11 protein-coding genes are annotated in these 13,920 nt (G+C 67.6%); 3 read left to right on the forward strand and 8 right to left on the reverse strand.

Translation table 11 applies throughout. From position 1 onward, the window contains the following. Positions 1–160 precede the first annotated feature (160 nt). The gene (locus C664_RS16570) at positions 161–1,267 is read left to right on the forward strand and encodes a glycoside hydrolase family 5 protein (protein WP_004264482.1); all 1,107 of its coding nucleotides are present in this window, start codon (positions 161–163) and stop codon (positions 1,265–1,267) included. On the opposite strand, the gene C664_RS16575 is transcribed toward C664_RS16570, so the two are convergent. After that, positions 1,253–3,019: an ABC transporter ATP-binding protein/permease gene (locus C664_RS16575; RefSeq protein WP_004264483.1), complete on the reverse strand. Its 1,767-nt coding sequence runs from the start codon at positions 3,017–3,019 to the stop codon at positions 1,253–1,255. The genes C664_RS16570 and C664_RS16575 overlap by 15 nt on opposite strands. A gap of 156 nt (positions 3,020–3,175) precedes the next feature. Between C664_RS16575 and C664_RS16580 the strand changes: the two genes are divergently transcribed. Beyond that, positions 3,176–3,832 carry an HAD family hydrolase gene (locus C664_RS16580; RefSeq protein WP_004264487.1) on the forward strand — a complete coding sequence of 219 codons (657 nt, stop codon included), beginning with the start codon at positions 3,176–3,178 and terminating at the stop codon, positions 3,830–3,832. Here C664_RS16580 and C664_RS16585 read toward each other — a convergent pair. The 7 genes from C664_RS16585 to ftsY all read right to left on the reverse strand — a co-directional run bounded on the left by C664_RS16585 (position 3,829) and on the right by ftsY (position 12,965). Then, on the reverse strand, positions 3,829–5,535 hold the full coding sequence (locus C664_RS16585) for a diguanylate cyclase domain-containing protein (RefSeq protein WP_004264490.1): 1,707 nt from the start codon (positions 5,533–5,535) through the stop codon (positions 3,829–3,831). The two genes, C664_RS16580 and C664_RS16585, sit on opposite strands and share 4 nt — an antisense overlap. An 86-nt stretch (positions 5,536–5,621) precedes the next feature. Further along, positions 5,622–7,511 carry an ABC transporter ATP-binding protein gene (locus C664_RS16590; protein WP_004264494.1) on the reverse strand — a complete coding sequence of 630 codons (1,890 nt, stop codon included), beginning with the start codon at positions 7,509–7,511 and terminating at the stop codon, positions 5,622–5,624. 144 nt (positions 7,512–7,655) lie between these two features. Continuing rightward, complete coding sequence (gene ahpF / locus C664_RS16595) at positions 7,656–9,221, reverse strand: alkyl hydroperoxide reductase subunit F (RefSeq protein WP_004264497.1); 1,566 nt, start codon at positions 9,219–9,221, stop codon at positions 7,656–7,658. A gap of 129 nt (positions 9,222–9,350) precedes the next feature. After that, complete coding sequence (ahpC, locus tag C664_RS16600; RefSeq protein WP_004264500.1) at positions 9,351–9,914, reverse strand: alkyl hydroperoxide reductase subunit C; 564 nt, start codon at positions 9,912–9,914, stop codon at positions 9,351–9,353. Positions 9,915–10,120: 206 nt separating this feature from the next. After that, positions 10,121–11,017: a permease-like cell division protein FtsX gene (gene ftsX, locus C664_RS16605; protein WP_004264503.1), complete on the reverse strand. Its 897-nt coding sequence runs from the start codon at positions 11,015–11,017 to the stop codon at positions 10,121–10,123. After that, positions 11,014–11,709 (reverse strand): cell division ATP-binding protein FtsE, encoded by a 696-nt coding sequence (locus C664_RS16610; protein WP_004264505.1) that lies wholly within the window; start codon positions 11,707–11,709, stop codon positions 11,014–11,016. Before C664_RS16610 ends, ftsX begins: the two co-directional genes overlap by 4 nt. Then, a complete protein-coding gene (ftsY, locus tag C664_RS16615) occupies positions 11,706–12,965 on the reverse strand; it encodes a signal recognition particle-docking protein FtsY (RefSeq protein ID WP_004264506.1) in 1,260 nt (419 codons plus the stop codon). The genes C664_RS16610 and ftsY overlap by 4 nt, the downstream gene beginning before the upstream one ends. Positions 12,966–13,127: 162 nt before the next feature. Between ftsY and C664_RS16620 the strand changes: the two genes are divergently transcribed. Then, positions 13,128–13,920 (forward strand): M16 family metallopeptidase (locus C664_RS16620; RefSeq protein ID WP_038012190.1); only part of this gene is annotated, 793 nt, incomplete at its 3' end.

Below are 13,920 nucleotides of genomic sequence, written 5' to 3' on the forward strand. Positions count from 1 at the left end.
GGCAGACCTTACCGCACCGAACGCGCTACGGCACGTCATGACGAAAATTCTTGCCATTGTGCGCCAATGCGCGAGCGCCGGTGTTGACGCCACGCGCAGCAGACGCGGCTCATTGAGCGCACAATCAGCGTCATGACACGGCTCGCCAGGGAGGCGAAAGATGGACAAGACTGCGATGAAACTGCGCGGGGTCAACCTGGGCAGCTGGCTGGTGCTCGAGAAGTGGATGGTACCCAGCCTGTTCGAGGGCCTGCAGGCCACCGACGAGACCACCTGGTGCGCGGAGATGGGGCCGCTCGCGGCCGAACGCCTGCGCGCCCACTGGGACAGCTTCATCACGCGCGAGGATTTCCGCTGGATCGCCGGACACGGACTCAACGCGATACGTATCCCGGTCGGGCACTGGATCTTCGGCCCCGACTACCCCTACCACCCCAAGTACGGCGACAACCGCCACCCCTTCGTCACCGGCGGCATCGAGGTGCTGGACCGGGCGATGGACTGGGCACAGGAATTCGACCTGCGCGTGGTGCTCGACCTGCATGCGGCACCGGGCTGCCAGAACGGCTTCGACAACGGCGGCATCAAGGATGTGTGCGAATGGCACACCAAGGCCGAATACCGCGATCATTCGCTATCGGTGCTCGAACGCCTGACCGAACGCTACCGCGACCATCCGGCGCTGCACGCCATCGAGGTGCTCAACGAGCCACGCTGGGACGTGCCGACCGACTACATCAAGGCCTATTACCTCGATGCCTACGAACGGATCCGCCGCCACTGCCCGCCGGAGCGCGTCGCCGTGGTGTTCCACGACGGCTTCCGCTCCTTCCGCGAGTTCCTCGGCTTCATGCAGCCGCCGCATTACCAGAACGTCATCTTCGACATCCACCGCTACCAGTGCTTCGAGCGCTGCGACATCGACGCCGACATCCACGCCCACCTGCGCAAGTCGGCCGGTGACTGGAAGGACGAGGCCGACGCGATCATCACCGAGCTGGGACTGCCGACGATCTGCGGCGAATGGAGCCTGGGGCTGGATCTGAAGGTGGTGTCGCTGTGGGCCGAGGGGCCGTTCAACCACGCGCTGGAAAACATGGACCAGTTCCAGCAGAACGTCGCCAGCCGCGGCTACGCCGACGCGCAGTTGCTCACCTTCGAGAAATACCAGGGCTGGTTCTTCTGGAGCTACCGCACCGAGACCACCCCGGCCTGGAGCCTGCGCAGCAGCGTCGAGCGCGACTGGCTGCCCTCAAGCTTCGCCTAGGAGTGCGCCCGCCGGCGCCGCCTGCACGTACTTCTCCTCGTGCAGGCGATTGACCGCCAGCTTGTGGGTGAAGTGGTGCGACATGCCGTTGTGGAAGCTGATCATCAGCAGCGTGGAGTCGGGCAGCTCGCGGTGCAGGAGCTCGATCATCATCAGCTCGGTGTCCGCATCGAGCGCGTTGGTCGCCTCCTCCAGGAACACCCAGGCCGGGCGCTGCAGCAGCACGCGCGCGATCGCCAGCCGCTGCCGGGCACGCAGCGGCAGGGCATGGTCCCAGCTGTCGCTCTCTTCGAGGCGCGGCGCCAGCCAGGCCACGCCGGCACACTCGAGCACGTGCAAGAGGTCGCCGTGCGCGAACTCCGTCTCCGAATGCGGATAGCACAGTGCCGCCTTCAGCGTGCCGTCCGGGAAGTACGGCCGCTGCGGCAGGAAGACGATGCCGTGGTCTGCCGGCAGCACGATTTCGCCCTGCCCCCACGGCCACAGCCCCGCCACGGCCTTGAACAGGCACACCGCCACCGAGGTGTCGCCGCCGATCAGCACGCGCTCGCCGCGGCGCACGACGGTGTCGAGGTGCTCGGCCAGCACGCGGCCATCGGGGTTGGCCAGCGTGAGGTTGCGCAGCACCAGCTTGCGCTCGGTGCCGACGCGGACGTCGATGCGGTTGTGCGCGCGGGCGCGTTCCTGCGCGGACAGCGCCTCGAGATCCTCATAGAGGCTGACGATGCGGTCCATCGACGCACGGCAGCGGGCCAGCTCGCCGAGGTTGTCGATCGGCCAGGACAGCGCCGAGGTCAGGCGCTGGAAGGCCTGTGCGGCCTGCATCAGCACGCCCAGCGTCATCACGCCGGCGATGTACTGCGGCGCCGCGACCAGGATGGGAAAGACCGGCAGCAGCGTGCCGTAGGCGGTGGAAAACGACACGATGCCGAGGTAGCCGATCGTCTGCCGGTTCCAGCCGCGTCCGACGTCGTCGAACAGCGCATCGGCATGGCGGCGTTCGACCGCCTCGCCGCGCATCAGGGCGATGGACTCGGCGTGCTCGCGCTCGCGCGCCAGGCCGTAGCGCAGGTTCGCCTCCACGGTCTGCAGGCGGTTGGTCGCCTTCACCAGCGGCCGCCCGAGCAGCGCGCCCAGCACCGTGCCCAGGCCGGCGTACATGAAGGCCAGCCACACCAGATAACTCCCCACCACGATGTCCGTACCCGGCACCTCGAAGCTGCCCGACACGCTGGACAGGATGTCGGCGAAGCTGCCGAGGATCAGCAGCGAGAACAGCAGCGAATGCGCCAGCCCGATCGCCGACTCGGTGGCGATGCGGATGTCCTCGGCGATGCGGCCGTCCGGATTGTCATGGTCGCCGACGGTGAAACGCAGCTGGTACAGGTGCCGGTCCGCCAGCCAGGCATCGAGCAGGCGCCGCGTCAGCCATTGCCGCCAGTCGAGCTGCAGCCAGCGCTTGATGTGCAGGTGTGCCGCCGTCACCGCCACGGTGAGCGCGAAGATCACGCCGAACACCGCCGCCTGCACCAGCACTTCGCGCATCGAACGCGCCTCGAGCGCGTCGAAGAGTTCGCGGTGCCAGTAGCTGATCCAGATCGCCAGCGCCACCTGCGCCAGCGTCAGCAGCACCAGCAACAGGGTCGCGATACCCGCCTTCCACTTGCGCTCGCTGCGCCAATAGGGCATCGACAGGCGCCAGAACTGCCTGATCGAGCTGCCACCGGCGGGCGGTGAGGAAGGAGGCTGCAAGGACGGAACTCCGGTTCGGCAAGGATGACGGCCGGAGCGGCCTGCACCGGCGGAGGCGTATTTTGCTCGAACGCGGCGGACTGCACCATGACGGATGTGGCACCGGCGATCCAAGTCCGTAGAATGCCGCTTTGCCCACCGTTCCCGTCCCGTACCATGCCCCGCTACCGGCACGTCCTGTTCGACCTCGACGGCACCCTGATCGACTCCGCCCCGGCCATCCTCGCCAGCTACCGCGAGGCCTTCGCCAGCGCGGGCTGCACCCCGGTCCGCGCCATCGACGCATCCATCGTCGGCCCGCCGCTGACCGAAACGCTGCAGCTTCTGACGGGCCGCACCGACGCCGCACTGATCGCGGAGCTCGCGGACCACTTCAAGGCCAGCTACGACACCGCTGGCTACCGCCAGACCGCCGCCTACGCCGGCGTGGGCGAGATGCTCGAGCGGCTCACGGCAGGCGGCTGCCGGCTCTCGATCGCCACCAACAAGCGCCTGCTTCCGACGCAGCTGATCCTGTCTCACCTGGGCTGGGCGGAGCACTTCGAGGCGGTTTACGCGCTGGACATGTTCCAGCCCCGCCTGCCCGACAAGGCAACGATGATCGCCCGCCTGCTGGCCGACCGCGGCATCGCGCGCGAGGACGCGATCTACATCGGCGACCGCGCCGAGGACGGCGAATCGGCCGACGCCAACCGCCTGCCTTTCATCGCCGCGACCTGGGGCTACGGCAGCCTAGAAGCGGGCGACATGGCGCCCCACTGGCGGGCTGCGGACACGCCAGCAGCGCTGGCCGCCGCCCTCCTCGCCGGCTAGACGGGCGTCCCGCCGTCGATGTCCTGCGCATAGACGCGCCAGCCATTGCGGCCGGCGCGTTTGGCCGCGTACAAGGCCTCGTCGGCATGCTGCTGCAGCAGTTCCGCATCGGTGCCATGCTCGGGCGCGATCGCGACGCCGATCGAAGCGGCAACCTGCGCCTCGCCCTGGGGTAGCTCAAATCCCGCGGCCAGCTTGACGCAGATCCGCTGCGCGATGTCCTCAACGGCGGCGCGCGCCTCGATCTCGGTCAGCAGTACGGCGAACTCGTCGCCGCCGAAGCGCGCCACCGTGTCGGATTCGCGCAGGCAGGACGCGATCCGCGCCCCAGCCTCCACGAGGAGCGCATCGCCAGCGGGATGGCCGAGGCGATCATTGACCGCCTTGAAGTGGTCGAGATCGATGAACAGCACTGCGAACGGTCGCTGGTGGCGATGCCAGGCAGCAATCGCGGCGTCGAGCCGGTCCGCGAACAAGGCACGGTTGGGCAACATCGTCAGCGCGTCGTGGTTCGCACGGAAATGCATCCGCTGCTCGACTTCCTTGCGCTGCGTGATGTCCGTCAGCGTGGCGACGTAGGCACTCTCTTCGCCGGGCAAACTGGCGCGGGTGATCGACATCCACTGGACGTAGGCGTCGCCGCTCTTGCGCCGATTCCAGATCTCGCCCTGCCAGTAGCCGGTGCCCAGCAAGGCCCTGCGGATGTCGTCGAAGAAGCCCTGGCCGTGGCGCCCTGCGCCGAGCATCTCGACACCATGCCCCTGCACCTCGCCGGCCTGGTAGCCGGTGATCGCGGTGAAGGCCGGATTGATGTGCTGGATGCGCGCCTCGGCGTCGAGCAGCATGATGCCCTCGGCCGTGCTGTCGAAGATCGCCCGGTAACGCGCCTCACTCGCCGCGAGTTCGCCCGTCCGCCGTGCGATCAGCTTTTCCTGATCGGCGTTCATGCGGGCAATGGCCCGCATGTGGCGCCTGTTCACGATCAGCATGTAGTGGATCAAGCCCGCTGCCAGGAGAGCGGCCGCCAGAAACAGGCCGGCCGTACGCACGCGCTGTGCGTCGCGCAGCACGAGCAGGGACTCCGCCGGCATCGTCACCGAGATGCCGCCACGGATATCGCCGAGCTTGTAGCCGTAGCGATCATGGCACTGGAGGCAGGGCTCCGTCATGCGCAGCGGCGCCATGTAGCGGTGGATCGGACGGCCGTCCTCGCGCAACAGGCTCATCACCTCCGGCGCACCGCGCTCGAAGGCTGTCAGCGACGCGGTCTCCCACGGGTCGGGATCGTTGCCCGGCCGAATCGGCCGGAGGCTGGTGATGTGCAGTCGCACGCCCTCGGCGCGTTCGGCCAGCTCGGAAATCTGCCGCGTCATAAAGGCCGGATTGACCATCGTCAGCGCGCGTCCGTCCACCGTCACGATGTCGCGCCTGGGATGGGAAAGGTGGGGATTCGGCCCGGTGTCGGGCGTCACCGGCACATAGACCCCGTCGTGGCGTGCGTTCCAGTCACGCGTGATCTCGATGAGGCGGAACAGGGCCGCGCCGCGCTCGCGTGCCGCCGCCATGGACGCGCGATCGATACGCGCCAGCTCGACCCAGAGCAGAGCGCCGAACAGAAGGGCCGACACCAAATAGACCAGGATGACGCTGCGGCGATGGCGGGCGTCATCCACGGTCAGACGGGTATCTCGCTTGCGTGACATGCCTACATTCTATTGCTCCGCCCGGGCCCGGGCACGGACCACTGTCACGCCGGCGTGACAATCGCCCGCGCAATGATGCCGCCCGCTCAGGCGGGCGTCACGTCCGCCCGCAGGATCTCCTCGTCCTCGTTCTCGCCGGCCTCGCCGAGGAAACCGCCGCTCTGGCGTGCCCACAGGCGCGCGTAGAGACCGCCGCGCGCCAGCAGGCTGCGATGGTCGCCCTCCTCGACGATGCGCCCCTTGTCCATCACCACCAGGCGGTCCATCGCCGCGATGGTCGACAGGCGGTGCGCGATCGCGACCACGGTCTTGCCTTCCATCAGCCGGTACAGGCTCGCCTGGATCGCGGCCTCCACCTCGGAGTCGAGCGCACTGGTGGCTTCGTCGAGCAGGAGGATGGGCGCGTCCTTCAGCATCACGCGCGCGATCGCGATGCGCTGGCGCTGGCCGCCGGACAGCTTCACGCCGCGCTCGCCGACATGGGCGTCGTAGCCGTGGCGCCCCTTGGGATCGGTCAGTCCGAGGATGAAGTCGTGCGCTTCGGCGCGTTCTGCCGCCGAAACCATGTCGGCGTCGGTCGCAGCCGGCCGGCCGTACAGGATGTTGTCGCGCACCGAGCGGTGCAGCAGCGAGGTGTCCTGCGTCACCATGCCGATCTGCGCGCGCAGGCTGTCCTGCGTCACGGTGGAAATGTCCTGGCCGTCGATCAGGATGCGGCCCTGTTCCAGGTCGTAGAAACGCAGCAGCAGGTTGACCAGGGTCGACTTGCCCGCCCCTGAGCGGCCGACGACGCCGATCTTTTCGCCCGGCCGGATCGTCAGCGAGAAGTCGTCGATCACGCGCTTCGCCTCGGGACCGGTGGCGCCATAGGCGAAGCCCAGGTGCTCGAAGCGGACCTCGCCGCGACTGACCACCAGCGGCTTCGCATCCGGCCGGTCGACGACCGCATGCGGCCGCGACAAGGTGTTGATGCCGTCCTGCACCGTGCCGACGTTCTCGAACAGCGAAGCCATCTCCCACATCACCCAGTGCGACATGCCATTGAGGCGCAGCGCCATCGCGGTGGCCGCCGCCACCGCGCCGACGCCGATCTCGCCGTGACTCCACAGCCACAGCGCGACGCCGCCGGTGGACAGGATCAGCAGCATGGACAGGCTGTGATTGACGATCTCGATGCTGCTCACCAGCCGCATCTGCGCATGCACCGTGTGCATGAACTCCTGCATCGCGCCGCGCGCGTAGCCCGCCTCGCGGCCCGCGTGCGAGAACAGCTTGACGGTGGCGATGTTGGTGTAGGCGTCGGTGATGCGGCCGGTCATCAGCGAGCGCGCATCGGCCTGCGCCCGCGACACCTTCGACAGCCGTGGCACGAACCAGCGCAACGAGGCCGCATACAGGGTGAGCCAGCCGAGGAAGGGCGCGAGCATCCACAGGTCGAAGCTCGCCACCACCGCAGTCAGCGTGACGAAGTAGATGACGACGAAGACCAGGATGTCGGTCATGATCAGGCAGGTGTCGCGCACCGCCAGCGCGGTCTGCATGACCTTCGCCGACACCCGGCCGGCAAACTCGTCCTGATAGAAGCTCATGCTCTGGCCGAGCATCAGGCGGTGGAACTTCCAGCGCAGGCGCATCGGAAAATTGCCGGCCAGCGCCTGGTGCTTGAGCATGGTCTGAACCGCCACCAGCGCGACGCTGCCGAGCACGATGGCCGCCAGCAGCAGGAGCTTGCCGCCCTCGTCCGCCCACAGCCGCGCCGGCTCCACCGCCGCCAGCCAGTCGACGACCTTGCCCAGCATGGCGAACAGCAGCGCCTCGAAGGCGCCGATGGTCGCGGTCAGCAACATCATGCCGAGGATGAAGGGGCGCATGCCCTCGGTCCCGGCCCACAGGAAGGCGAAGAAGCGCTTGGGCGCCGGCAGCGGCGGCGTATCGGGATAGGGGTCGACGCGGCGCTCGAACCAGTTGAACAGCAAAGGAAGACTCCGAGTTGAGGCCGGACGACACGCCCGGGCAGGACATTGCGGGCTGTGACAGCGCGCTGCGCGCGAGAGTGCCCGCGCAAAACGAAATGCCCCGCACTGGGCGGGGCATCCATTCTACGACAGCGAACGCGCGGTTCAGGCCGGCGTGCTCGTGCGGATCAGGTGGTCGAAGGCCGACAGCGAGGCCTTCGCCCCCTCGCCCATCGCGATGATGATCTGCTTGTACGGCACCGTGGTGCAGTCGCCGGCGGCGAACACGCCCGGCACCGAGGTCTGACCCTTGGCGTCGACGATGATCTCGCCGAAGCGGCTCAGTTCGAGCGAGCCCTTCAGGAAATCGGTGTTCGGCAGCAGGCCGATCTGCACGAAGATCCCTTCCAGCTCGATGCGGTGCGTCTCGTCGGTCTTGCGGTCCTTGTAAACCAGGCCATTGACCTTGTCGGTGCCGGTGACTTCCGTGGTCTGCGCGCTCTTGATGACGGTGACGTTGGGCAGGCTGTAGAGCTTCTTCTGCAGCACGGCGTCCGCACGCAGCTCATCGGCGAACTCGAGCAGGGTGACATGGGCCACCACACCGGCGAGGTCGATCGCCGCCTCGACGCCGGAATTGCCGCCGCCGATCACCGCCACGCGCTTGCCCTTGAACAGCGGACCGTCGCAGTGCGGGCAGTAGGCCACGCCCTTGCCGCGGAACTCCTTCTCGCCCGGCACGTTCATCTCGCGCCAGCGCGCGCCGGTGGCGACGATGACGGTGCGCGATTTCAGCGTGGCGCCATTCTCGAGTTGGACTTCAGCCAGCGTGGTGCCGTCCGCGCTGCCCGGCACGACCTTGGCGACGCGCTGCAGGTTCATCACGTCGACTTCGTATTCCTTGACGTGCTCCTCCAGGCTGGCCACCAGCTTCGGACCTTCGGTGTACTTCACCGAGATGAAGTTCTCGATCGCCATCGTGTCCATGACCTGGCCACCGAAGCGCTCGGCGACAATGCCGGTGCGAATGCCCTTGCGCGCCGCGTAGATGGCCGCGGCCGCGCCGGCCGGTCCGCCGCCGACGACGAGCACGTCGAAGGCCGCCTTGTCCGACAGCTTCCTGGCATCGCGCGCCGCGGCGCCGGTATCGACCTTGGCGAGGATCTCGCCCAGCTCCATGCGGCCCTGGCCGAACTCCTGGCCGTTCAGGTACACCGTCGGCACCGCCATGATCTGGCGCTCTTCCACTTCCTTCTGGAACAGCGCGCCATCGATCATGGTGTGGCGGATGTTGGGGTTGAGGATCGCCATCAGGTTCAGCGCCTGCACCACGTCCGGGCAGTTGTGGCAGGACAGCGAGATGTAGGTCTCGAAGTTGAACTCGCCTTCGAGGCTCTTGATCTGCTCGATCACGTCGGCCTCGACCTTCGGCGGGTAGCCGGCCGACTGCAGCAGGGCGAGGATCAGCGAGGTGAATTCGTGGCCCATCGGCAGGCCGGCAAAGCGCACGCGGCCTTCACCGCCCTTGGGGCCGACCGAGAAGGACGGCTTGCGCGCATCGTTGCCGCTCTCGGTCAGGGTGATCAGTGCGGACTGCTCGGCGACATCGCGCAGCAGTTCGCGCATTTCCTGCGACTTGGGACCGTCGTCCAGCGACGCCACGATCTCGATCGGCTGCGTCACCCGCTCCAGGTAGGCTTTCAGTTGAGTCTTGATATTGGCGTCAAGCATGACGGGGTTTCCTTGATTGTTTGCGACCGCCGCGGTTTTCGGGGGTCCGGATACGACGCAGCCGGCGCGTGGCCGGCTGCGTAGCGTGCAGCCCGGGCCGGGTCGGCCCGGGTGATTGCAGCGACCTGCTTAGATCTTGCCGACCAGGTCGATCGACGGCGCCAGGGTCTTCTCGCCTTCCTTCCACTTGGCCGGGCAGACTTCGTTCGGGTGCGAAGCGACGTACTGGGCAGCCTTCAGCTTGCGGACGGTCTCGGTCACGTCACGGGCGATGGCGTTGTCGTGCACTTCCATCGTCTTGATGACGCCTTCCGGGTTGATGACGAAGGTGCCGCGCAGGGCCAGGCCTTCCTCGTCGATATGCACGTCGAAGGCACGGGTCAGCTGGTGGGTCGGGTCGCCGACCAGCGCGAACTGGGCCTTGCCGACGGCAGCCGAGGTCTCGTGCCAGACCTTGTGCGAGAAGTGGGTGTCGGTGGTGACGATGTACACCTCGGCACCGGCCTTCTGGAACTCGGCGTAGTGATCGGCCGCGTCCTCGATCTCGGTCGGGCAGTTGAAGGTGAAGGCGGCCGGCATGAAGATCAGGACGGACCACTTGCCCTTCAGATCGGCATCGGTCACTTCGATGAACTTGCCGTTCTTGTAGGCTTGGGCTTTGAACGGTTGAACCTGGGTGTTGATCAGCGACATCTGAAATCCTCCAGAAGGGTTGTTGGTACGGTGTGTCGAAACTCGATGGAATGTAGTTTAGACCCCATCCTTGAATTGCTCTAATTGATTATCGAGATCTACTTGATTGCTTGAGCCTATAGCCAAGCCACTCGACGATGATAGAGCCCGGCCGGAAGGCCGCGCATCTACCAACCTTAATTAGATAAGGGCCCGATGACAGGAAATCAAGTGCTCGCAAGGTGCCGGCGCACCGAAATCGCCGCCCCCAGCCAGCCGAGGAAGGTGGCGAACAGCACAATGGCCAGCGCCGCGCGCCAGTCCGGCCCACTGAGCGTGAACACGGCACCATAGGTTTCGGCCAGGCGTGCGACCGGCTGCGCCAGCGCCCCCACCCCGAGCCACACCGTACCCAGCGCCACCAGACCGCCCAGCGCCCCCTGCAGCCCGCCGAACCAGTAGAAGGGGCGGCGGATGAAGGGATCGGTGGCACCGAGCAGGCGGCTCACCTCGATCTCCTGGCGCTGGGTGAGGATCTGCAGGCGGATGGTGTTGAAGGTGACGATGACGAGCGCGAAGCCGAGCAGCCCGGCCAGCATCAGCACGGCCGAACGACCGAGCGCCAGCAGCGCGTGAAGGCGCTTGACCCAGGCCGAGTCGAGCTGCACGTGCGCGACCCTGGGCCAGGCGCGGATCTCGGCCGCCAGTCGCTCGAACACCTCGGGGTCCTCGCCGTGAGGTGTCAGCACGAAGGCATCGGGCAGCGGGTTCTGGCCGAGTCCGCCCAGCACGTCGCCCAGCCCGCTGGCGGCGAGCTGTTTCAACGCCTCGTCGCGTGGCACGTAGCGGTAGCTGGCGAGCGCCGGCAGCCCCTTCAGCCGCTGTTCGAGCACCTCGGCATCGGCCTTCTGTGCGCCGGCATCGAGAAAGACGCTGATCTCGGGCGTCCCCGACACGCCGCGCGCAAGCGACGCCACGTTGTCGAGCACCAGATAGCCGCCGCCGGGCAAGGACAGCGCGATGCCGACCACCAGTGCCGACAGCAAGGTGCCCACCGGTTGTCCGAGCATGCGGCGCAGCGCATGGGCAATGGCACGAAAATGGAGGTAGAACCAGTTGCTCATGCCACCTCCTCGTGCGCGGCACGGCCGGTCGGACGCGTGTCCTCGGTCAGCAGGCCCTTGGCCAGCACCAGGCGACGCGGGCGGCAGGCGGCGAACAGCGAGGCATCGTGGGTGGTGACCAGCACCGTCACGCCGGCTTCGTTGAACGAGCGGAACAGATCGGCGATGTCGGCCGCATAAGCCGGATCGAGGTGCGCGGTGGGCTCGTCGGCGATCAGGATCGACGGCCGGTTGACGATGGCGCGCGCGATCGCCACCCGCTGCTGCTCACCACCCGACAGGCCGGCAGGCATCTCCTTGCCACGCCCGTCGAGCCCCACGCGCTCCAGCGCGGCAGCCACACGCCGGGCCGCATCGCGTGGCGGATGGCCGGTGATCACCAGCGGCAGCATCACGTTGTCGAACACGCTGCGGTCGAACAGCAGCCGGCTCTCCTGCAGTACCAGGCCGAGGTTGCGCCGCAGGTAGGGCGTCGCCGCCCTGGGCAGGTGCGAGACGTCCTGGCCATTGATCAGCACACGCCCGGACGTCGGGCGCTCGATGACCGGGATCAGTTTCAGCAGCGTGCTCTTGCCCGCGCCCGAATGGCCGGACAGCACCACCAGCTCGCCGTGGCGGATCTCCAGGCTGACGCCAGCCAGCGCCGTGTAGCCACCCGCATAGCGTTTGGCCACCTCGTCGAAGACGATCATGCGCGTTCGCCCGCTCCGCTCTTCACCGCCGCCGCACCGGGCTCGAACAGCGCATCGACGAATTCACGCGCCTTGAACGGCTGCAGGTCGTCGATGCCCTCGCCCACGCCGATGAAGCGCAGCGGCTTGGGACACTGGCGCGCGATCGCGGCCAGCACGCCGCCCTTGGCGGTGCCGTCGAGCTTGGTCACCACCAGGCCGGTCACCCCGATCGCCTTGTCGAAAGCCTTCACCTGCGCCAGCGCGTTCTGCCCGATGTTGGCGTCGAGCACCAGCAGCACCTCGTGCGGGCCGGACGCATCGGCCTTGGCGATCACCCGCCGGACCTTGGCGATCTCTTCCATCAGATGAAGCTGGGTCGGCAAACGGCCGGCGGTGTCGGCGAGCACGACGTCGATTCCGCGCGCGCGCGCAGCGCTGATCGCGTCGAAGATCACCGCCGCGGCATCACCGCCGTCCTGCGCCACGACGGTGACGTTGTTGCGCTCGCCCCAGGTCATCAGTTGCTCGCGCGCCGCCGCGCGGAAGGTGTCGCCCGCAGCCAGCAGCACGCTCTTGCCCTGGGCCTGGAAATACTTGGCGAGCTTGCCGATGGAGGTCGTCTTGCCCGAGCCGTTGACGCCCGCGATCATGATGATGAAGGGCTGGTGGCCCGCGATGTCCAGCGGCTGTTCCAGCGGCGCGATGATGCCGTGCAGCCCGTCGGCGAGTGCCTGCTGCAACTGGTCGGCGGTCTCGAGCCGGTCGCGCTTCCAGCGCAGGCGCAGGTCGTCGATCAGGTGCTGGGTGGCCTCGACGCCGCAGTCGGCCATCAGCAGCGTCGACTCCAGTTCCTCGAGCAGTTCCTCGTCGATCTTGCGCAGGCCGAACAGGCTGGCGAGGCCGCCCCCCAGTTGCTGGCGGGTGCGTGCCAGGCCCGCCTTGAGACGATCGGTCCAGGAGCGCTTCACCGGCGCCTCGGCCACCGCCGGAGGGGTGACCACGGCGGCGACCAGCACCGGCGCAACGGGCTCGTCCGGCACGACGGCCGGCTGGATCGCTTCGACAGGTGCTTCCGCCTGAGGCACCTGCCCGGCAGGCGGAACGGCATCGACTGCGACCTGCTCGACCACCGCCACGGACTCGGCAGCGGCGGGCGCCTCGACAGCCGGCGCGACGACATCGGTCGCCTGCGGCTGGACGATTTCTTCGGCCGATGGCGGGGCCGATTCGGCCTGCTCGTTCTTGCCGAACTTCTTCTTCAGGAAACCAAACATGAAACGCTCGAGTCAGAGGGGACGTTTCGCGTCGGCACGGCCCCACGCCAGCCGTGGGCACCCGTCGCCGATCACGTTAAGATGCGGCTCCCCGTCCGACCGGCGCAATCGCCACCGAGCCCCGCGGAGCGCCGCGAATTCTAACAGATGCAGGACATGTCCATGTTTCTCCAGACGTTTGCCCGCACCCTCCTCCGCGCTGCCCTTATCGGCAGCGCCCTCGCCACGCCGGTGACGGCGCTCGCCAATCCCTACGAGACCACGCTGACCAATGGCATGAAGGTCATCGTCAAGGAAGATCGCCGCGCCCCCTCCGTGGTGCACATGGTGTGGTACCGCAGCGGATCGATGGACGAACCGGAAGGCGTGTCCGGCGTGGCCCATGTGCTCGAGCACATGATGTTCAAGGGCACGAAGAACGTCGGCCCGGGCGAATTCAACAAGCGCGTGGCCGCGGTCGGTGGGCGCGACAACGCCTTCACCAGCAAGGATTACACCGCCTACTTCCAGCAGGTGCCGCCCGACCGCCTGACCGAGATGATGGCGCTCGAGGCCGATCGCATGCAGCACCTGGTGCTCGACGACGACGCCTTCCGGCGCGAGATCGAGGTCGTCAAGGAAGAGCGCCGCCTGCGCACCGACGACCAGCCGCGCGCCCTGGTGTACGAACAGCTCATGGCCACCGCCTTCAAGGCCCATCCCTACCGCCGGCCCGTCATCGGCTGGATGCCCGACCTCGAGGCCATGCAGCCGGACGACGCCCGCGAATGGTACCGGCGCTGGTACACCCCGACCAACGCGTATCTGGTCGTCGTCGGCGACGTGGATCATCGCCGCGTGTTCCGCGATGCCGAACGCCATTACGGCCCGATCACCGCCCGCGCGCTGCCCGCGCGCCGGATCACCGCCGAACCGCCGCAACAGGGCCCGCGCCAGGCGGTCGTGCGCGCGCCCG

It is taken from the genome of Thauera sp. 63, from assembly GCF_000310165.2.
GTDB lineage: Bacteria > Pseudomonadota > Gammaproteobacteria > Burkholderiales > Rhodocyclaceae > Thauera > Thauera humireducens.